The 19,485-nt window shown below is 73.7% G+C and carries 14 protein-coding genes and 3 tRNA genes; 7 read left to right on the top strand and 10 right to left on the bottom strand.

Translation table 11 applies throughout. From position 1 onward, the window contains the following. Positions 1-2: 2 nt before the first annotated feature. The 4 genes from ACIQF6_RS14465 to ACIQF6_RS14450 all read right to left on the bottom strand — a co-directional run bounded on the left by ACIQF6_RS14465 (position 3) and on the right by ACIQF6_RS14450 (position 3,642). Positions 3-902, bottom strand: a complete 900-nt coding sequence (locus ACIQF6_RS14465) for a 1-aminocyclopropane-1-carboxylate deaminase/D-cysteine desulfhydrase (protein ID WP_400894258.1) — start codon at positions 900-902, stop codon at positions 3-5. Between the two features lie 344 nt (positions 903-1,246). Further along, entirely contained in the window at positions 1,247-2,398 is a 1,152-nt protein-coding gene (locus ACIQF6_RS14460) for a YncE family protein (protein WP_400894256.1), read from the bottom strand. Further along, on the bottom strand, positions 2,395-3,021 hold the full coding sequence (locus ACIQF6_RS14455) for an ankyrin repeat domain-containing protein (RefSeq protein ID WP_400894254.1): 627 nt from the start codon (positions 3,019-3,021) through the stop codon (positions 2,395-2,397). Before ACIQF6_RS14455 ends, ACIQF6_RS14460 begins: the two co-directional genes overlap by 4 nt. 547 nt (positions 3,022-3,568) lie before the next feature. Continuing rightward, positions 3,569-3,642: transfer RNA gene (locus tag ACIQF6_RS14450), tRNA-Ile, on the bottom strand. 290 nt (positions 3,643-3,932) lie between these two features. On the opposite strand from ACIQF6_RS14450, the gene ACIQF6_RS14445 reads away from it, so the two are divergent. Both ACIQF6_RS14445 and ACIQF6_RS14440 read left to right on the top strand, forming a co-directional pair. Continuing rightward, complete coding sequence (locus tag ACIQF6_RS14445) at positions 3,933-4,784, top strand: trypsin-like serine peptidase (RefSeq protein WP_400894252.1); 852 nt, start codon at positions 3,933-3,935, stop codon at positions 4,782-4,784. A 152-nt stretch (positions 4,785-4,936) separates the two neighbouring features. Further along, positions 4,937-5,695: a trypsin-like serine peptidase gene (locus ACIQF6_RS14440; protein WP_400894250.1), complete on the top strand. Its 759-nt coding sequence runs from the start codon at positions 4,937-4,939 to the stop codon at positions 5,693-5,695. A 178-nt stretch (positions 5,696-5,873) separates the two neighbouring features. On the opposite strand, the gene ACIQF6_RS14435 is transcribed toward ACIQF6_RS14440, so the two are convergent. Together ACIQF6_RS14435 and ACIQF6_RS14430 are read right to left on the bottom strand one after the other, a co-directional pair. After that, positions 5,874-5,946: transfer RNA gene (locus ACIQF6_RS14435), tRNA-Asn, on the bottom strand. Between the two features lie 5 nt (positions 5,947-5,951). After that, positions 5,952-6,024: transfer RNA gene (locus ACIQF6_RS14430), tRNA-Asn, on the bottom strand. A gap of 301 nt (positions 6,025-6,325) precedes the next feature. Here ACIQF6_RS14430 and ACIQF6_RS14425 point away from each other — a divergent pair. From ACIQF6_RS14425 to ACIQF6_RS14415, 3 genes are all read left to right on the top strand, one after another. After that, on the top strand, positions 6,326-6,619 hold the full coding sequence (locus ACIQF6_RS14425) for a hypothetical protein (protein ID WP_400894248.1): 294 nt from the start codon (positions 6,326-6,328) through the stop codon (positions 6,617-6,619). A 142-nt stretch (positions 6,620-6,761) separates the two neighbouring features. Continuing rightward, complete coding sequence (locus ACIQF6_RS14420; protein WP_400894246.1) at positions 6,762-8,201, top strand: FGGY family carbohydrate kinase; 1,440 nt, start codon at positions 6,762-6,764, stop codon at positions 8,199-8,201. A 98-nt stretch (positions 8,202-8,299) separates the two neighbouring features. Continuing rightward, positions 8,300-9,712, top strand: coding sequence for a glutamate decarboxylase (locus ACIQF6_RS14415; RefSeq protein WP_400894244.1), 1,413 nt, complete (start codon positions 8,300-8,302; stop codon positions 9,710-9,712). 34 nt (positions 9,713-9,746) lie between these two features. On the opposite strand, the gene ACIQF6_RS14410 is transcribed toward ACIQF6_RS14415, so the two are convergent. From ACIQF6_RS14410 to ACIQF6_RS14400, 3 genes are all read right to left on the bottom strand, one after another. Then, positions 9,747-10,958, bottom strand: a complete 1,212-nt coding sequence (locus ACIQF6_RS14410) for a sigma-70 family RNA polymerase sigma factor (protein ID WP_400894242.1) — start codon at positions 10,956-10,958, stop codon at positions 9,747-9,749. A 198-nt stretch (positions 10,959-11,156) separates the two neighbouring features. Further along, positions 11,157-13,067 (bottom strand): DNA primase, encoded by a 1,911-nt coding sequence (dnaG, locus tag ACIQF6_RS14405; RefSeq protein WP_400894240.1) that lies wholly within the window; start codon positions 13,065-13,067, stop codon positions 11,157-11,159. A 65-nt stretch (positions 13,068-13,132) separates the two neighbouring features. Continuing rightward, the gene (locus ACIQF6_RS14400; RefSeq protein WP_400894238.1) at positions 13,133-14,407 is read right to left on the bottom strand and encodes a deoxyguanosinetriphosphate triphosphohydrolase; all 1,275 of its coding nucleotides are present in this window, start codon (positions 14,405-14,407) and stop codon (positions 13,133-13,135) included. A gap of 166 nt (positions 14,408-14,573) precedes the next feature. On the opposite strand from ACIQF6_RS14400, the gene ACIQF6_RS14395 reads away from it, so the two are divergent. Then, complete coding sequence (locus tag ACIQF6_RS14395) at positions 14,574-15,197, top strand: helix-turn-helix domain-containing protein (protein WP_400894236.1); 624 nt, start codon at positions 14,574-14,576, stop codon at positions 15,195-15,197. Next, positions 15,194-16,588: an MFS transporter gene (locus tag ACIQF6_RS14390; protein ID WP_400894233.1), complete on the top strand. Its 1,395-nt coding sequence runs from the start codon at positions 15,194-15,196 to the stop codon at positions 16,586-16,588. The genes ACIQF6_RS14395 and ACIQF6_RS14390 overlap by 4 nt, the downstream gene beginning before the upstream one ends. A 21-nt stretch (positions 16,589-16,609) precedes the next feature. Here ACIQF6_RS14390 and ACIQF6_RS14385 read toward each other — a convergent pair whose 3' ends face one another. Further along, a complete protein-coding gene (locus ACIQF6_RS14385) occupies positions 16,610-19,276 on the bottom strand; it encodes a hypothetical protein (protein WP_400894231.1) in 2,667 nt (888 codons plus the stop codon). Positions 19,277-19,485 lie beyond the last annotated feature (209 nt).

Below are 19,485 nucleotides of genomic sequence, written 5' to 3'. Positions count from 1 at the left end.
CGCTAGGCCCCCGGGAGCGGGTCCGGGAGACCGGTCACCACCAGGGTGACCCGACGGTCCGTCAGCTCACTGGCCCGGGCCAGGCCGTACACCGCGGACAGGGCCTTCGCCACGTACCGCCGCTCCACCGGCACGCCGTGCCGGCTCTCGAACCGGGCCGCGAACCGTTCCAGCTCCTCGGGCACCCGGCCGTAGCCACCGCCGTGCCAGCCGTGCACCACCCGCCAGTTGGCGAACTCCCGGCCGTACGTCGCCAGTTGGAGCGCCGCCACCTCGCGCTCCAGGTAGCCCTCGCCGCGCAGCACCGCCACGCCGAGCGCCCGGGCACCCGCCGGCAGACCGGCGGCGATCCCGGCCAACGTCCCGCCGGTGCCGACCGCGCAGCACACCACGTCCCCGGCACCCAGATCCGGCAACTGCGCCGCCAACTCCTCGGCCACCACCGCGGCCCCGCGCACCGCCGCCGCGTTCGACCCGCCCTCGGGCAGCACGAAGTGCCCTGCGCGCCGCTCCTGCCGCCCGGAGGCGATCTCGCGGTAGACGGAGCGCTCGACGAACTCCAGCACCATCCCGTCCCGTTCGGCCCGGGCCAGCGACCAGTTCCGCGGCATCCCGGCCAACTCGGCCCCGCGAATCACCCCGACGCTCTCCAACCCCAGCGCCCGCGCCGCCGCCGCCACCGCCCGCACATGCGTGGAGTACGCCCCGCCGTAGGTGAGCAGCGCCCGGCACCCCTCCGCGACCGCCCGCTCCAGGTTCGGCGCGAGCTTGCGCCACTTGTTGCCGGGCACCGTCGGATGCGCCAGGTCGTCCCGCTTCAACCGGAGCTCCACCCCCGCCGAGGCGAGCTCCGGATCGTCGACCACCGTCAACGGCGTGGGCAGGTCAGCGGGCACGAGCATCCGCTCACCCTAACCGGGGCCCGACAGCCACCCGCCGGGGCCGGGCCCTCGGGCACACCGCTCCGGGCGGGCCGAGCGGGCCGGCCCGAACTGCGCACCGCGCTCGCCGAGTACTTGGCCGCCGCGCGACAGCCTGGTCATCGGCTGCGGCACCCCGCCCGACCACGCCTTCCCGACCGCCCCGGCCGCCCCGGACGCCCTCTGTCAGGCCCTCACCGCGCTTCCCCGCCGCTGACCGGCTGGCCGGCAGAGGGGCCGGAACCGGCGGACGGGCGGAAGCGACGGAGGGACGTACGGTGCGGACAAGCGTGTCGGGGCCCGCCGTGCCCGTCCTCGCCCGGTCGTCAGAGCACGGCGACCCCCAGCGGACGGTGACCGGTCTCCAGGCGGTGGGTGGCGCCGGAGTCGAGATCGACCAGGGTGATCCCGTCCCACCCGCCGTCCCGGGTGAAGCCACCGGTGACGTAGGCCGTCCGCCCGTCCCGGGAGAGTGCGACGTTCTCGTGCGGGATGCCGAGCGGATAGACCCGTTCCCGGCCGTCGGGTTGTCGCACCGTCAGGCTGGGCCCGGCGTCGTCCCTCGTGATCGGGCCCGAGCCGACCACCAGCAGCCGGCCGTCCGGGGCGAGGGTGACGCCGTGCTGGTGGGTGTTGGCCGTCATCGGCTCGATCGAGACCTGGCCCGTCGCCGGGTCGACGACGGCCAGCCGCTCGCCCTCGAACGGCAGCAGCAGCTTTCCGTCGCCCGGCCGGACCGCCGCGTAGTGCGGCTTCAGCCAGGAGCCCAGCCCGCCCTCCGTCCCGTACGGCGCGACCTGGATCCGGCGGGTGCCCAGCCCGTCGGCGGCCACCACCGTCACGTCGAAGGAGTCGTGGCCGGTCGCATACACCTCCCGCCCGTCCGCCGACACGTCCACGTCGAACGGCCGCCGCCCCACCGGGGCGACCCCGGTGACCTGGCCGGACGCCGTGTCGATCACCTCCAGAACCCCGTTCTTCCCCGGTATGTTGACGCCGACGTACAGCCGGCTGCCGTCCGGCGACAGCGCGAGGCCCATGCCGCCGCCCCGGTACTCGCCGGTCTCCACCGGGCCGGTGGCGGTGCGGTACGCGATCGTCCGGCGCAGTGAGCGGGTGCGGGTGTCCACCTCGGCCACGCCCTCCGCGGTGCTCACCCAGGCCCGGCCGTCCGCCCCGAGCGCCACCCCGTACGGGGCGGTCCCGACCCGCACCGAACCGGTCGTGCCTTGCTGCGGGTCGACGAAAGTCACGGTGTCGGCGCCGAAGTCGGCGACCAGCAGCGTTCCTTCCGGGGTGGGCAGCCCGGTTGACGCTTCGTCGGCAGGTGGTTCGAGTCGTCCGGGCGATGCCGGGGCATCCCGCCGGGCCGGGCCCGGGCCGTCGCCTGCCGGCGTGGCGCAGCCTGCCAGCAGGGCGGCCAGCGCCGACACGGCGGCCAGGAGCAGCGGCGCGGTGTGCCGTCGGCGGACGGTCATGGGGTGTCTCCCTTCCTCGGATCGGACTCGGCCTCGCGCAGCAGGACGGCGATGGCGTTGAAACCGCGGCGTTCGGCGTGCTGGAGCGCGGTCACCCCGTCGGCATCGGCGAGTCGGGGGTCGGCGCCCGCGGCGAGCAGCAGGCGGACGATCTCGGTGTGCGGCCGGCCCCCGTCGCCGAGGATCACGGCCTCCAGCAGGGCCGTCCAGCCGAGGCGGTTGACGTGGTCGACGTCGATGTCGGTCTCCTCCAACACCGCCTGCACGTAGGCGACATGGCCGCGCTCGGCGGCAGGTATCAGGCTGACGCCGCCGAACCGGTTGGTCAGCTCGAAGTCCGGCCCGGCGCTCAGCAGCGCCCGCATCATGGCGACGCTCCCGGTGACGCCGGTGACCAGCCATGGGCTGTCCTCCCGCTGGTCCTGCGCATCCGGATCCGCTCCCGCCGCGACCAGGAGTTCGGCGACGGCCACTTGGTCGGCGAGCGCGGCCGTCAGCAGCGCCGTCCGCCCCAGCGGATCGCGCGCCTCCGGATTGGCGCCGGCGGCCAGGGCGGCCCTGACAGCGGCGACGTCGCCGGTGTGCGCGGCACCGAGCAGACGCTGGTCGACTGCGGTCGTCATCACGGTCCTCCTCCTGAGGGACGGCAGATACAGCACGGAATGCCTCGACAGACGCGGTGTGGGGAATTCCCGGTCCACTGAATTCTTGCCCCGCCTCCCGCCACGATTCGTCGGCGAACCGGCCGGTTCCGGCGCGCTTTTCGGCTGACACGGGCATCAACCGATCGGTTGATGCGCGCCCGGGACGGGGAGCGGCGTCGACAACCACGACGGCACCCGGAACGCTTCAACGGGCAAGCCCCGAGGGCCGGTTGATGACCTAACGAGGCCGGCAACGAGTGCGGCGGGGAGGGCCGCTCCGCCACACGATCGCCGCGCCCCGCCCGCGACCGCCGCATCCCGCCCGCGTGGAGGCCGGGCCTCACCGCACAGGCGCGCAAACGCCGCACATCAGCCGCACAACGGCCGTGCAATGTCCCCTGGAGGGTGAATCTCGGCGCGGAAGCGGGCTGTCCGACACGCCGGTGCTCTACAGTTTGCGTGGCAGGCCTGGGCGTTTCGCCTGGTCAGGAAGCCCCGTCGGCTGACGGTCGGTCAGCGGCCGAGGTAGGGCGGGTGGGACTCGAACCCACGACCAAGGGATTATGAGTCCCCTGCTCTAACCGGCTGAGCTACCGCCCCCCGACTCGACCCGCCGGGGCCGACACGCGGCCCTGGCAGCAGTGGACGGCCCCTCAGGGACGCCCCCGGCAGCATAGCCGGTCGATCACCCGTGGTGCGCGCCGGGGGCGCATCCGGGTACGCACGTTCCCGTCCGGTCCGCGCCGCCCATTCGTGTCGCCGGTCGCACCCGTCCGGTGGACACCCCGACGAGCGAACGGCACCGGACCGACGGTGGCGCCGCACGGCACCGCGGGTAACGCTTGATCACCGGTCCGGCAGCGACCGGCGAGCGGGAGCGGGTGGCCGGGATGAAGCGGTCCGCGGGTGCGGCAGCGGTGGTGGCGGCGGTGGTCCTGGTGGCGGGCTGCGACTCGTCCGAACCTTCCGGAGGAGCGGCCGCGGCTGGGCCGTCCGGCACCCCCACCTCGCAGGCGTCCGCGCACGGCTGGAACCGGAGCCGGCTGCGGGCGGCACTCGGCAGGCGCGCCGGGACGACACACACCGCCCGGCCGACGGTGCTGAACAGCCGAGTGGGCGCGGTGTTCGCGCACGCCGCGGACGGCGACCACTTCTGCACCGCCAGCGTGGTCGACAGCCCGGCGCAGGACCTGATCGTGACGGCGGCGCACTGCCTGGTGGACCCGGGCGTCGGCCCCTCCCGCACGGACCTGGTGTTCGTCCCGGGCTACCGCGCAGATGACACTCCGTCAGGGGTGTGGCCGATCGGCGCCGTCACCGTCGACCCGAGCTGGCGCAGTCGCGGCAACCAGGACCTGGACGTGGCGTTCGCCACCGTGCAGCCGCAGAACGGGCAGCAGGTGCAGCAGGTGCTGGGCGCCAACCGGCTGGGCACCGGCCGCGGTTACACCCTGCCGGTGAAGGTGACCGGCTACCCGAGCAGTTCCGACGAGCCGATCACCTGCAGCAACACCACCGTTCAGCAGAGTTCGACCCAACTACGGATCGACTGCCCGGACTACACCGGCGGAACCAGCGGCAGCCCCTGGGTGACCGCGCTGGACCCGAGCACCCACACCGGCACCGTGGTCGGGGTGATCGGCGGCTACCAGCAGGGCGGCGACACCGCGGACATCTCGTACAGCAGTTACTTCGGCGACCAGGTGCAGGCGCTCTACGATCAGGCGGCCAAAGCTCCCTGACGTCCACTCGGGTGCGCCGCCGCCGGAACGGTTGGCCCGCTCGGGCGGGCCGACCGCCGAGGCGGTTGCCGGTGCGACGCGGGCCCTGGTAGATCTTTCTGCATCCACCGCCCGGCGTCCCCGGGCGGGCCGCCGAGCGGAAGCGAGCGACGGTGCCGCGCACCTCCCCCCGAACCGGCCGTGGCCCGGCCGCTGCGGCCTGCGCACTGCTGCTCCTGCTGGCCGCGGCCGCGACCGGCTGCAGCTCCGACGCGCAGCCCGCCGCCATTCCCACCGCCGGTCCCGCGCCCGAAGGCCCGCTGGGCAACCGGATCGGGCCGCTGTTCGTCGACAACACCGACGGCATGCGGGCCTGCACGGCCGCCGTGGTGCACAGCCGCAGCCGCAACCTGCTGATCACCGCAGCCCACTGCGCGGCCCCGGGCGGCACCCCGCTGGACGGCCTGGTGTTCGCCCCCGGCTATCGCGGCCAGCGCGCCCCGTACGGGAGTTGGCCGATCACCGAGGTGCTGGTGGACCCGCGCTGGGGGTCCGACGAGAGCGAGGGGTACGACGTGGCGTTCCTCCTCGTCGGCCCGTTGAACGGCCGGCAGATCGAGGACACGATGGGCGCCTACACCCTCGCCACCGGTCTCGGCTTCGGCCTGGACGTCACCGTCACCGGCTACCCCAACAGCGCGGCGTCCCCGATCACCTGCGAGGGCCGCACCACCTCGCGCAGCACCACCCAGCAGCGGTTCGACTGCGCCGGATTCACCAACGGCACCAGCGGCAGCCCCTGGGTGACCGCGCAGGGCCAGGTGGTCGGGGTGATAGGGGGTTACCAGCAGGGCGGCAACAGCCCGGAGGTCTCCTACAGCGTGGTCTTCGGCGACCGCCTTGCCGACCTGTACCGACAGGCCGGCGGCTGACTTGCCCGACTCGCCGGGGGCGCAGGCCCGGCGGGTACCGGCCGCGCGGGCGGGACGGTCGGCGCGGGCAGTACGGCGGTCGGCGCTGGCAGCACGGCGGTCCGCGCGGAGAAACACGAAGGCCCCTCGGTCTCACCGAAGGGCCTTCGCTCTGTACTGATCACCGTGACCGGTGAAGCTCCCCCAATTGGACTCGAACCAATAACCTGCCGATTAACAGTCGGCTGCTCTGCCAATTGAGCTATGGGGGACCGCGCTCCTCCAATTGGACTCGAACCAATAACCTGCCGATTAACAGTCGGCTGCTCTGCCAATTGAGCTATGGAGGATCGTGCTTCCGCCTCGCCCACCCCGGTCTCCGGATCTCCCCGGGGCCCACGGTGCTCGCTGCGGGACATACATTAGCGCACTCAGGGGGGTGTTCCGCCAATCGCTTTCGCGGGCGGCCTCCCCCACCCCGGCCGCGGGCCGGTCCGGCGCGCCCCGCGCGCGCCGCACGGGACGGGCGGGGATGCTGGTGCACGGCGGTTCCGGCTGGCCCGGACCCGCCACCGGCAGGGCGGTTCACGGCCCGGCCGGACGGGTAGACGCGGCACACAATCGCGCGGCGACGAAGGGTGGAACCAGGGCATGTGGAAGGTGTCGTTGATCGTGGGCGTCGGGATCGGGTACATCCTCGGTGCCCGGGCCGGGCGGGAACGGTACGACCAGCTCGCCGGTGCGGCCCGACAGCTGCGGGAGAACCCGCGGGTGCAGGACGCGGCCGGCAAGGCCAAGCAGCAGGCGGGCGCGGTGGCCGGGAAGGCCGCCGGGGCGGTGGCCGACAAGGTCGGGGAGAAGCTGCCGAACTCGTTGACCGAGCGCGTCCCGTACTTCGCCAAGCACCACGGCGAGGACGACGGCTGGGGCACCGTCCGCCCCTGATCGCAGCGAACCTCTCCGACCGGGCACGGAACGCCTCCGACCAGGCACGGAGGGTCGGCGGCGGGGCTGGTTCCGGTACCGACTGGGCAACACTTGCGGCAGTCGGGCCCGCCCCGGCCGCCGACTGCGGCATGATCTCGGCATGGCCATCGTCGCGGGCATCGACAGCTCCACCACTCGCACCCGGATCGTCGCGTGCGACGCCGACACGGGCGCCGTGCTGCGACAGGGCCGGGCGCCCCACCCGCTGCCCGAGGGCGACGACGCCCGCTCCACCGAGGTCGACCCGCAGAGCTGGCTGCACTCGCTCGGCGACGCCGCCGCCGGCGGCCTGCTGGAGAGCGTCCGGGCGATCGGGGTGTCCGCCCAGCAGCACGGACTGATCGGCCTCGACGCCGGCGGCGTCCTGGTGCGGCCCGCACTGCTGTGGAACGACCCGCGCTCGGCGGGCTCGGCGGCCGCGCTGCTGGACGCGCTGGGCGGCGCGGAGCCCTGGGTGGAGGCGATCGGCGCGGTCCCCGGCCCCACGTACACCATCGCCAAGCTGCGCTGGCTGGCCGAGTTCGAGCCCGTATCGGCGCAGCGGATCGCCGAGGTGCTGCTGCCGCACGACTGGCTGGTCTCCCAGCTGCTGGGCGGTGCCCGGCGGCGCACCACCGACCGCGGCGACGCCTCCGGCACCGGCTACTGGTCGCCGATCACCGGCGAGTACCGGCAGGACCTGATCAAGCTGGCGCTCGGCCACGAACTGAAAGTCCCGGACGTGCTCGGCCCCGCCGAGCCCGCCGGGCACACCCCTGAGGGGTTGCTGATCTCGGCCGGCACCGGCGAGAACATGGCGGCCTCGCTGGGCCTCGGGCTGGGCCCGGGCGACGCGGTGGTGTCGCTGGGCGGCAACGGCACGATCTTCGCGGTGCACGACCGGGCGGTGGTCGACCCGTCCGGCCTGGTCTCCTCGTTCGCGGACGCCACCGGCCGGCACCTGCCGATGGTGGCCACGCTGAACGCCGCGCAGGTGCTGCGCTCCACCGCCGCGATGCTCGGCACCGACCTGGAGGGCCTGTCGGAGCTGGCCCTGCAGTCCTCGCCGGGCGCGTACGGGATGGTCTTCCTGCCGTACCTGGACGGCGAGCGCACCCCGAAGCTGCCGCAGGCGGCCGGCACCCTGACCGGGCTGCGGGCCGAATCGATGGCGCCGCAGCACGTGGCACGGGCCGCCGTCGAAGGCATGCTGTGCAACCTGGCCGAGGCGCTGGACGTCCTGCGCGGGAACGGCGTCGCGGTGAACCGGGTGTTCCTGCTGGGGGCCGCTGGCCGACTGCCCGCCGTCCGGCAGATCGCCCCGCTGGTGTTCGGCCTGCCCGTGGTCATACCGCCGCGCGGCGACCACGCGGCGCGCGGCGCGGCCCGCCAGGCCGCCTGGGCGCTCGCCGGAACCGCCGAGCCCCCGCAGTGGGAGCTGCCGGACGCCACCCTGCTGGCCCCCGATCAGGAGCACGATCCGGCGGTCGGCAACGCGGTGCGCCAGCAGTACGCGGCGATGCGCGAGCAGTACCACCCGGAGACCGCCGCGAGCGCCTGACCGATCGTCCGGAACCCGCCGCCGAACGGCTGTTGAGGATGCGTCAGCAGCTACGAGGTGGAAGCGTGGGGGCTCCACGACTGGAGGGACGGTTCGTCATGGCGTTGCACAAGGGACAGGGACACGAGCAGGACGACCGCCGGCTGCCGTTCAGCCCGCTGCACGTGCTGACCGACCCGCTCGGCGCGATGCAGGTGGCCCCGCCGCTGCACCGGCTGCCCAAGATCCCGATCCCGTCCCCCGTCGCGTACCAGCTGATCCACGACGAGCTGATGCTGGACGGCAACGCCAAGCTGAACCTGGCGACCTTCGTCACCACGCAGATGGACGAGTACGCGGACCGGCTGATGTCCGAGTGCCGCGACAAGAACATGATCGACAAGGACGAGTACCCGCAGACCGCCGAGTTGGAGCGACGCTGCGTGGCGATCCTCGCCGACCTGTGGCACGCGCCCGACCCCGGCGCGGCGGTGGGCTGTTCCACCACCGGCTCCAGCGAGGCCTGCATGCTCGCCGGGATGGCGCTCAAGCGGCGCTGGATGCGGCGCAATGCCGACCGGTACGCGGCCGGGGCGCGGCCCAACCTGGTGATGGGCATCAACGTGCAGGTCTGCTGGGAGAAGTTCTGCAACTTCTGGGAGGTCGAGGCGCGGCTGGTCCCGATGGAGGGCGACCGCTTCCACCTGACCGCCGATCAGGCCGTGGCGCACTGCGACGAGAACACCATCGGCGTGGTCGGCATCCTCGGCTCCACCTTCGACGGCTCCTACGAGCCGATCGCCGAGATCTGCGCCGCCCTGGACGAGTTCCAGCAGCGCTCCGGGCTCGACATCCCGGTGCACGTGGACGCCGCGTCCGGTGGCATGGTCGCGCCGTTCCTGGACCCGGACCTGAAGTGGGACTTCCGGCTGCCCCGGGTGGCCTCGATCAACACGAGCGGCCACAAGTACGGGCTGGTCTATCCGGGCGTCGGCTGGGCGCTGTGGCGGGACGGCGAGGCGCTGCCCGAGGAGCTGGTGTTCAAGGTCAACTACCTGGGCGGCGAGATGCCGACCTTCGCGCTCAACTTCTCCCGGCCGGGCTCGGAGGTGGTCGCCCAGTACTACACCTTCCTGCGGCTCGGGCGCGCCGGATTCCACGCCGTCCAGCAGGCCTGCCGGGACGTCGCCGAGTACCTGGCCGTGGAGGTCGAGAAGCTCGGGCACTTCCGGCTGATCACCCGCGGCAACCAGCTGCCGGTGTTCGCCTTCACCACGGTCGCGGACACCCCGTTCGATGTCTTCGACGTATCGCGGAGGCTGCGCGAACGCGGCTGGCAGGTCCCCGCGTACACCTTCCCGGAAGGGCGGACCGACCTGGCGGTGCTGCGCGTGGTGTGCCGCAACGGGTTCACCCGGGACTTGGCGGACCTGCTGCTCAACGACCTGCGGCGGGTGCTGCCCGAGCTGGAGCGCCAGCCCGCGCCGCTCAGCGAGCTGGGCATGCCGCAGCGCAGCGGCTTCCACCACTGACGGGCCGCCGGTTCGCCGGCGGTCCAGGTCAAGGTCAGTCCAGGTAGCCGCGGAGCTGGTCGGCGAAGGCGTGTTCGCGGAGTTTGCGGAGCGTCTTCGCCTCGATCTGCCGGATCCGCTCCCGGGTCACGCCGAAGAGGTGGCCGATCTCCTCCAGGGTGCGGGGGCGGCCGTCGTCGAGGCCGTAGCGGAGCTGCACCACCTGGCGTTCGCGCTCGCCGAGGGTGGCCAGCACGGCGTCCAGGTGTTCGCGCAGCAGCAGGAAGGCGGCGCTCTCCGGCGGGGACGCGGCGTCGGCGTCCTCGATCAGGTCGCCGAGGGCCACATCGTCCTCCTCGCCGACCGGGGTGTGCAGCGAGACCGGCTCCTGGGCCAGCTTGAGCACCTCCCGGACCCGCTCCGGCGGCAGTTGGAGCACCAGCCCGACCTCGGCGGCGGTCGGCTCCACGCCGCGCTCCTGCAGCAGCGCGCGCTGCACCCGCAGCACCCGGTTGATCAGCTCGACCACGTGCACCGGCACCCGGATGGTGCGGGCCTGGTCGGCGAGGGCGCGGCTCATCGCCTGCCGGATCCACCAGGTCGCGTAGGTGGAGAACTTGTAGCCGCGGGCGTAGTCGAACTTCTCCACCGCCCGGATCAGGCCGAGGTTGCCCTCCTGCACCAGGTCGAGCAGGGTCAGGCCGCGGCCGACGTAGCGTTTGGCGACCGAGACCACCAGCCGCAGGTTGGCCTCGATCAGGCGGCGCTTGGCGATCCGGCCGAGCACGACCAGCCGGTCCAGGTCGTCGGTGAGCCGCTCGTCCCCACCCGGCGTGGTGCGGTCGAGCGCCTCCTCGGCGAACAGGCCGGCCTCGATCTGGCAGGCCAGCTCGACCTCCTCGGCGGCGGTCAGCAGCCGGATCCGCCCGATCTCGCGCAGGTACTGCCGCAGCAGGTCGGCGGCCGGGCCGGTGCCCTCGTCCACGGGGGCTTCCGGCGGCTCGTCGGCGAGATCCTCGGCCCTGGGCTCGGGGTCGGCGGCGGGTCCGGGGACGCTCGCCGGATCGGGCTCGGCCTCGGCCTCGGAATTCGCCGGCCCGGGCTGCGACTCGGCGCCGGCGGGGAGTTCACGCCCCGTGGGAAGCTCGGGGTCGGTGGGGAGTCCGGTGCCGGTGGGGAGTTCGGTGCCGGTGGGCCGGAGTGGGATCGCGGCGTCCCCGGCGGGGGCGGACCGGTGCGGGCGGGCAACTGAGAGCTCCACGGGCATCCCTCCAGGGGCCGCGCGCGGCCTGGGGGTGCCGCGCCACACCGGAGGGGATACCCAGCCCGGCGCGCCCGGGCACCTGCGGGCGGCCGCGAGCCGGACGATCGGCACCCGGCGCACGCGCGGGTGCCACCGGACAGGCCGGGGCGGCCGAGGACGCGACGAACCGTCAGGAGCCTTTCAGGAGACGGCAGGAGACGGTCAGAGGGCGGCGACGCCGCGGGAGCGGAGCTGCTGGCCGTACTGCTGCAGGGCCCACAGCTCGCTCTGCACCGGGTGCAGTTCCTCGGCGCCGGCGCGGTCGCCCAGCCGGCGCAGGTGGGCGCGGACTTCGTCGACCCGCCGGTCCACCGCCTGCAGGCGGAGCTTGACCAGGAACTCCCCCGCGTAGACCTCGTCGACCTTGCGGCGGGAGCGGATCGGCTCCACGGTCAGTTCGGTGACAAGGCCACGGACCTGGTCGTCCGGGCTGGCCTCGCGGACGGCGGCGGTGAAGTCCGGCAGGCTCGCGCCGTACGCGGTGCCGCCGACCTGGCCGACGGCGCGGCGGACGGCCCGGTAGGGCGGGGTGGGGAACTCGTCCTCGCCGTACTGGTCGAAGGCCGGACTGACCAGATCGGGGTGCTGGAGGGCGAGCTTGAGCAGCTCGCGTTCGACGAACTGCGCCGGGTCGCGCGGGTTGAGCCGGAAGGTCGGACGCTCCGGACGGGCCGGCTGCTGCCCCTCGGGCTCGGCCCGGCGCAGCGGCCGGCGCTGGCCGTTCTGCTGGTTCTCCCGCTGCCAGCGGGCGAGTTGGGCGATCCGGCGGACCACGAACTGCTCGTCCAGAATGCCGACCATGCCGGCCAGCTGGACCGCGTACTCGTGCTGGATCGAGCGGTCCTTGATCTTGACGATGATCCCGGCGGCCTCTTCGAGTGCGGCGGCGCGGCCCTCGGCGGTGTCCACCCGGTGCCGGGCGACCGCCGAGCGGAGCGCGAACTCGAACAGCGGGACGGGGTTCTCCACCAGGGTGCGGACGGCCTCGTCGCCCTGGGCGAGGCGCAGTTCGCACGGGTCCATGCCGCCCGGCGTGATGGCGATGGAGGTCCGGGCGGCGAACTTCTGGTCGTCCTCGAAGGCCCGCAGGGCGGCCTTCTGCCCGGCGGCGTCGCCGTCGAAGGTGAAGACCGTCTCACCCCGGTAGGTGGAGGTGTCCATCAGCAGCCGACGAATGATCTTGATGTGGTCCTCGCCGAACGCGGTGCCGCAGGTGGCCACCGCCGTGGTGACGCCCGCCAGGTGACAGGCCATCACATCGGTGTAGCCCTCGACCACCACCGCCCGGCCGGACTTGGCGATCTCCTTGCGGGCCAGGTCGATGCCGTACAGGACGTTCGACTTCTTGTAGATCGGCGTCTCGGGGGTGTTCAGGTACTTCGGACCGTTGTCGTCCTCGCGCAGTCGGCGGGCACCGAAGCCGACCACGTCACCCGAGCTGTCCCGGATCGGCCAGACCAGACGGCCTCGGAAGCGGTCGATCAGGCCGCCGCGCTGCCCCTGCGAGGCCAGGCCGCCGACCGAGATCTCCTTGTCGGTGAAGCCGCGTCCGCGCAGGAAGCGCACCAGGTGCTCCCAGCCGACCGGGGCGTAGCCCACCCCGAAGTGCTTGGCGGCGGCCTCGTCGAAGCCGCGCTCGGCGAGGAAGCGCCGGCCGATCTCCGCCTCGGGCGTGGCCAGCTGCTCCTGGAACCAGGCGGCGGCGACCTTGTGCGCCTCGATCAGCCTGGTCCGCTCGCCCTGCTGGTGCCGCGGGCTGTAGCCGCCCTCCTCGTAGCGCAGCGTAATGCCCGCCTGGGCGGCCATCCGCTCGACCGCCTCCGCGAACGAGCAGTGCTCGATCTTCATCAGGAAGGTGATCGTGTCGCCGGACTCGCCGCAGCCGAAGCAGTGGAAGACACCCTTGCCCGGGTGCACGTAGAACGACGCGGACTTCTCGTCGTGGAACGGGCACACGCCCTTCAGCTGGGCGCCGCCACCGTTGGCCAACTGCACGTAGTCGCCGACCACGGCGTCGATCGGCAGGGCGGCACGCACCGCCTGCACATCCTCGTCCCTGATCCTCCCGGCCACTGGGAAAGTCTACGGGAGCGGCGTTCGTACGAAGCGGTCGCGCGGGACGGTTGTGCGGCCCGGGCTCAGCCGAGCAGCTTGGCGTGCAGGGCGAGGGCCGAGGCGTCGGTCAGGGTGGCGATCTGGTCGATCACGGTGCGTAGCGCGGCACGGTCGTCCTCGGCCTCCGCGTACTGGGCGGCGAACACCGGGTCCAGCCCGTCCGGGGCGGTGCGCAGCAGGGCGTCGGCGAGTTCGGCGATCACCACCCGCTGCCGGGAGCGGAGCTGGGCCTGCTCGTCGCGCTGCATCACGTACCGGACGGCGACGGCCTTGAGCACCGCGCACTCCAGCCGCACGCCGCGCGGAACGACCAGCTCGGCGGCGTACCGGGTGAGCGGGCCGGGGCCGTAGCGGGCCCGGGTGGCCTGCTCGGCGGCCAGGCAGAACCGGCCGATCAGCTGGCTGGTGAAGTCCTTGAGGCCGGCCCGGGCCCGGGCGGTGCCGTCGTACGAGGCGGGCCACCACTCCTCGGCCTGCAACCGGTCGAGGGTGGCGCCGAACTCCTCCGGCCCGGTGTCCGCGGCGAATCGCTCGGCGATCCGGAACAGCTCGGCCCGCTCCTGCGGGGCGCGCAGCGCCGCCGGGTCGATGTGCCCGGCCTGCAGGCCGTCCTCCACGTCGTGGGTGGAATAGGCGACGTCGTCGGACCAGTCCATCACGGTGGCCTCGAAGCACCGCCGACCGTCCGGCGCGCCGGTGCGCATCCAGCGGAAGACCGGCAGGTCGTCGCCGTACACGCCGTACTTGGTGGAGGCGGGGTCGGTGGGGTGGCCGCCGCGTGCCCACGGGTACTTGGTGGCGGCGTCCAGAGCGGCCCTGGACAGGTTGAGGCCGACGCTGCGGCCGGGCCACGGGGCGAGCCGGACCTCGGGTTCGTCGAGCGGGGCGAACCGCTTGGGCTCCAGCCTGGTCAGGATGCGCAGCGACTGGGCGTTGCCCTCGAAGCCGCCGCAGGCCGCGGCGGCCTGGTCGAGCGCCTCCTCGCCGGTGTGGCCGAACGGCGGGTGGCCGATGTCGTGGGCCAGGCAGGCGGTCTCCACCAGATCCGGATCGCAGCCGAGCGCCGCCCCCAGCTCCCGGCCGACCTGTGCGCACTCCAGCGAGTGGGTGAGCCGGGTGCGCGGGAAGTCGCTGCGCATCGGCGCGACCACCTGGGTCGTCCCGGCCAGGCGACGCAGCGCGGCCGAGTGCAGGACCCGGGCGCGGTCGCGCTGGAAGGCAGTGCGGCCGGGCCGCTTGTCGGGCTCGGGCACCCAGCGGGCCTCGGACTGCGGATCGTACGGAGTAGTGGTCTTCATATATCAGCCACCGTACGCCGGGTGACGGACATTCGGACCTGCGCCGCGCAAACGGCGAGGGTCGGACAGGTGCCCCGGAAGTGCCGCGGAACGGCCGCGAAACTTGCAGAGATTTCTCTGCAAAGAGGTCTATGCAGAGAAGTCTCTGCACTCTAGTGTTGCCCCCATGAACGAGCACCGCCCCGAAGAACACCCCACGACCCCCGCACCGAAGGACGAGCCCCCACGACGCCGACTCGACGCCAACAGCCTGCGCGGCCTCGCCCATCCGCTGCGGATGCAACTGCTGGACCAGCTCCGCCTGCACGGCCCCTCGACGTCCGCCCGCCTGGCCCAGCAGACCGGCGAATCCACCGGCACCATCAGCTGGCACCTGCGTCACCTCGCCGAACACGGGTTCATCGAGGAGGAGGTCGGCCGCGGCACCAAGCGGGAGCGCTGGTGGCGTGCCGTCCGCGGCTCGATCACGCTGGCCGCCGCCGACTTCGCACAGGACGCCGGCGCCAAGGCCGCGGCCTCCGTCTACAACGCCGAGAACCTGCGCCGCCAGTACCAGCGGGTCGCGGACGCACTGGCCGCCGAGTGGGAGGGCGACTGGCGCAACGTGGGCCTCGTGAGCGACTGGAGCAACCTGCGCCTGACGCCCACTCAGCTCCAGGCCCTCGGCGACGAGCTCGCCGCGGTCGTCGCCCGCCACACCCCCGACCCGGACGCCGCGCTCGACCCCGACGCGCGACCGGCCATCGTCCAGATCCAAGTACTGCCGCGAAAGGACCCCGACCGGCCATGACGTCGACCGCCTCCACCGAGTCCCACTCCGCCGAGCCGGTCACGGGCCCCGCCACCGCCCGGTCCCGCCGCCCGGAGTCCGCCCTCGCCGACCCGACCGTCCGCAGGCCCGTCGGACTGCTGCGGCGCCACCGCGACTTCCGGCTGCTGTGGATCGGTGAGACCGCCAACAAGTACGGCTCCGCCGTCACCGGCCTGGCACTGCCGCTGATCGCGGTCAGCACCCTGCACGCGAGCACCTTCCAGGTCGGCCTGCTCGGCGCGGCGGGCTGGCTGCCATGGCTGCTGATCGGCCTGCCCGCCGGGGTGTGGGTGGACCGGCTGCCGTCCCGCCCGATCATGCTCATCGCGACCGCCGTCTCGCTGGTGCTGTACGCCACCGTCCCGCTGGCCGCCCTCGCCGGGTCGCTCACCCTGTGGCACCTGCTGGCCGTGGCCCTGCTCGCCGGGGCCGCCGGGGTGTTCTTCCAGACCGCGTACACCGCGTACCTGCCGCAGCTGCTCGACCCCGCGGACCAGCCCGAGGGCAACGCCAAACTGCACGGCAGCGCCTCCGCGGCCGGCATCGTCGGACTCGGCAGCGGCGGCCTGATCGCCCAACTCGCCGGACCGGTCAACGGACTGCTCGCCAACACCGCGACGTTCCTGCTCTCGCTCTGGTGCACCGCCCGGATCGGCCACCGGGAGACCGACCGCTCCGCCCGACCGCGTCGGGCACTGCGCCAGGAGATCGGCGAAGGCCTGCGACTGCTCGGCTCCGACGTCTGGTTCCGCACCTTCACCCTGTTCGGCGCCGCCTCCAACCTGGTACTGACGGGCTATCAGTCCCTGCTGGTGGTCTTCCTGATCCGCGAGGTCGGCATCGGCGAGGGCACCGTCGGGCTGCTGGTCGGCCTCGCCTCCACCGGCGGCATCGTCGGCGCGGCCTTCGCCCGCCGGGTCGCCGCCCGGCTCGGCACCTCCCGCGCCATGCTGGTGCTCGAACTCGCCCTGCCCGCCCTGACCGTCCTCATCCCGCTCACCGGCCGCGGCCTCGGGCTCGCCTGGTACCTGATCGGCGGCTTCGGCGCCTCCGCCGGCGTGGTCGCGGGCAACGTCATCAAGTCGACCTTCCAGCAGCGCTACTGCCCGCCGGAACTGCTCGGCCGGCTCTCCGCCAGCAGCGCGGTCCTCAACTTCGGCTCCATCCCGCTCGGCGCCGTCCTGGCCGGCTTCCTCGGCACCGAGCTGGGCGTGCGCCCCGCGATGTGGCTGATGACCATCGGTGTGCCGCTGGCCGCCCTGATTCTCTGGTGCTCCCCGATGCGCCACGTCCGCGAGCTGCCCACCGAGCGCCGGCCGCTGAACACCGACCAGCCGGCCGGCGAAGCCGCCCCCGCGAACCGACCCTGACGACCGGCGCCTCCGGGTCGGTCAGCGCTTGCCCCGGGCGGAGGCGGCCGACTGGCGCGAGAGGCGTACCCGGCGGGTCGGCGCGGGCACGGCAGGCACGACCGGCGCGGCTCCGGCGTCGGGGCGGCCGGCCCCCGCCTGTGCCTGCCCCCGCTGTACGGGCACCACCGACGAGGCGGGCGGCACCTGCGACTCCCGCTCACTGCGCCGCCGCCGAGCGGATTCCGTCTCTGCCGCGTCCTCCTGTTGACGGAGCATCACCGCCTCGCCGTGCGCCGCCGGCACACCCGCCTCCGCGGCCCGCCCGTACCAGTCCAGGGCCCGCTCGATCTGACGGCAGTCGGCCAGCATCCGGGCAGCCGCGAGCAGTGCGGCCGGGTCGCCGGAGTCGGCGGCCCGCCCGTACCAGTCGAGCGCCTCGTCGATCCGACCGCGGCTCTCCAGCATCTCGGCCGCTTCGGAGGCGGCCTGCCGGTCCCCGGTGTCGGCGAACCGCTGCACCCACTCAATGGCCTCGTCCGTGCTCACCGAACCGGACAGCATCCAGGACGCCTCGCGCAGCCGGGCCGACTCGGGACGGTCCACCGAGCGCAGCAACAGATCCGCCTCGAAGTACCGACCGGCCTCCTTCAGCAGTTCCACCGCGTCGAGCAGCAGCGCGGCACCCGCGGAACGCCCGTCCGTGACGGGCCCCGGCACCTCGGCTCCGGCCTCGACGTTCTCGGTCGGTGCGAGGGGAGGAAGGGGACGCTCGGGGGCGGACGCCGACCGCCGGCCGAGCTGCTCGACGACGCGGACCGCCTCAGGCAGCGCATGCCGGTCGCCGGCCCTGACGGCGGCGCGGTACCAGGTGATGGACTCCCGCGACCGGCCGAGATCGTCCAGAAGCCGGCCTAGTTCACGCATCGCGTAGGTGTCTCCCCGGTGGGCGGCGAGCTCGTACCAGCGCAACGCCCGATCGGTGTGGCCGTTGCGTTCCAGCATGTCGGCCGCCTGGAACAGGGCCGCCTCGCTGCCCGCGTCGGCTGCCTCGCGGTACCAGCTCAGCGCCCCGGCCAGGTCGCCGTCCCGTTCGCACTGTTCGGCACGCTCCCGCAGGGCCACATGGTCTCCAATGTGTGCGAACCAGGGCAGGTTGCCGTACTGGCCGTGTCTGGCGAACAGCGCCGCGGTCTCGTGCCAGGCCGTCTCGTCCCCGACGGCCGCGGCCCGCTCGTACCAGGCGGCCGCCCGGTCGATCCGGCCCACCGCCTCCCAAGTCTCTGCTGCCTCGTGCACCGTGGTGACCCCCTGTTCCCACGCACGTTCCCACCAGGTGATCGCCTGGTCCGTTCTCCCGGCCGCCGCGCAGATCCTGGCGCAGGCGGCAGGTGCCTCGGGGTGCCCGTCGGCCGCCGCCCGCTCGAACCGGCGCAGGGCCTCCTCGGTGCGGCCGAGCCGGGCGAGTAGGCGTCCGGCCCGGTAGTGGGCGGTCCGGTGACCGGCCCTGGCCGCCGCTTCGAAGCGATCCAGCGCTGCACCGATCTCGCCGGTACGGCCGAGGAGTTCGGCGCACCGGCAGAGTGCTTCGACGTCCCCGGCCCGCGCTGCCCGGTCGTACCACTCGACGGCCGACCCGTACTGCCCGGCGCGTTCCAGCAGTCCGGCTGCTCCCGTCAGCGCGCCAGGCACTCCGAGGTCGGCTGCCGCGCCGCACCGGTCGACTGCCTCCGCGGTCCGGCCCGCCTCGGCGAGCAGGGCGGCGGCGTCCAGCAGCGCGGTGTGGTGGCCCGCTCCGGCAGCCGAGGTGCAGAGGTCGAGCGCGGCCTGATCGAGCCCGCGCACCGCTGCGGCACGGGCGAGGGCCGGCCGGTCGGCGGGGTGGGCGTGTCGCGTCAGGCACTCCCACAGACCTGGCGGAACGGCGCTCCCTTCCCTGCCCGGCCGCAACTCCCGCACCAGCGCCTCGGCGAGCCGTACCTCGGCGTCCGCTCCACCGTCTCCGGTCGGCGTCGGGCCGCCCGATATCCGAGCGGCCTCGACCAGCGCGCCGCCCGCCTCCGGGGCCTCGGCCAGCAGGTAGGCCCATGCCTCGGGCGTCCAGTCGGCGGCGAGGGCGTCGTGCCGCCCCTCCGGCAGGTAGGCCGGGGCGGCGGCCGTCAGCAACGCGGCGGGCAGCGCGGGGCGGTGCCCCAGCCGCACGATGTCCAGCGCGGCATCGACCAGCGCCCGGGCTGCGGGCGGGCCCGCGTGGTAGCGGCGTACCAGCCGGGACCCGGCCGATCCGTTTCCGTCACCGCTCTGCCGACGTCCGGAGGGCCGCTCGCCGCTTCCGGTCGGGTCCGCTGCAGCCCGCGGCCCGTCCGTCGCCGCTTTCCGGACTGACGGGCCCGGCGTTGCCGCGCCCGCGCTGCGGTGCGCCCGGTCGGCCGCCAGCAGGGCGGCCCAGTAGCGGTCCTGTCGCACCGGGAGGCCGGCCGCGCGGGCCAGTTCGCCCGCCACGACGGTGAGTCGGCCGATCTCGCGGGGCACGGAACGTCCAGACAGCCAGCCGTTGAGGGTGGACGGGCCGATCCCGCCCACCTGTGCCAACCGTTTCCGAGTGATCGTTCGACCACCGGCCCGGTGGGCCGCCTCCCAGAGCAGGAGCAGTTCGCGCAGCACCACGGAGTGGGCGGCACGACCCCTCATCCGCACGTCAACTGCCATGCCAGCTCCCCGGCCGGACTCGGAGCGGATCTTCGAATCCGTCCCTCTGCGTGCAGGGTACGCATGCCGACACCCGGTCGTACCCAGTTCCTCGGGAATCACCTGTGGAATCGGCGATCCTGCCCCCATCCGGGACCGGAACCTGCTATGGGAGCACTGGGCCGTCGAATCGAGCGCGCCCCCATCGGTGTCCCTGCTCGCCGCGCACC

This window comes from Kitasatospora sp. NPDC092948, assembly GCF_044754805.1.
In the GTDB taxonomy this organism is placed as follows: domain Bacteria; phylum Actinomycetota; class Actinomycetes; order Streptomycetales; family Streptomycetaceae; genus Kitasatospora.
This window is presented reverse-complemented; position numbering and strand designations above follow the sequence as displayed.

Bases quoted from the DNA above. Each gene is read 5' to 3' on its own strand.
- ACIQF6_RS14465 (WP_400894258.1), bottom strand. From the start codon at position 902: ATGCTCGTGCCCGCTGACCTGCCCACGCCGTTGACGGTGGTCGACGAT.
- ACIQF6_RS14460 (WP_400894256.1), bottom strand. From the start codon at position 2,398: ATGACCGTCCGCCGACGGCACACCGCGCCGCTGCTCCTGGCCGCCGTG.
- ACIQF6_RS14455 (WP_400894254.1), bottom strand. From the start codon at position 3,021: ATGACGACCGCAGTCGACCAGCGTCTGCTCGGTGCCGCGCACACCGGC.
- ACIQF6_RS14445 (WP_400894252.1), top strand. From the start codon at position 3,933: ATGAAGCGGTCCGCGGGTGCGGCAGCGGTGGTGGCGGCGGTGGTCCTG.
- ACIQF6_RS14425 (WP_400894248.1), top strand. From the start codon at position 6,326: ATGTGGAAGGTGTCGTTGATCGTGGGCGTCGGGATCGGGTACATCCTC.
- ACIQF6_RS14420 (WP_400894246.1), top strand. From the start codon at position 6,762: ATGGCCATCGTCGCGGGCATCGACAGCTCCACCACTCGCACCCGGATC.
- ACIQF6_RS14415 (WP_400894244.1), top strand. From the start codon at position 8,300: ATGGCGTTGCACAAGGGACAGGGACACGAGCAGGACGACCGCCGGCTG.
- ACIQF6_RS14410 (WP_400894242.1), bottom strand. From the start codon at position 10,958: ATGCCCGTGGAGCTCTCAGTTGCCCGCCCGCACCGGTCCGCCCCCGCC.
- ACIQF6_RS14400 (WP_400894238.1), bottom strand. From the start codon at position 14,407: ATGAAGACCACTACTCCGTACGATCCGCAGTCCGAGGCCCGCTGGGTG.
- ACIQF6_RS14395 (WP_400894236.1), top strand. From the start codon at position 14,574: ATGAACGAGCACCGCCCCGAAGAACACCCCACGACCCCCGCACCGAAG.
- ACIQF6_RS14390 (WP_400894233.1), top strand. From the start codon at position 15,194: ATGACGTCGACCGCCTCCACCGAGTCCCACTCCGCCGAGCCGGTCACG.
- ACIQF6_RS14385 (WP_400894231.1), bottom strand. From the start codon at position 19,276: ATGGCAGTTGACGTGCGGATGAGGGGTCGTGCCGCCCACTCCGTGGTG.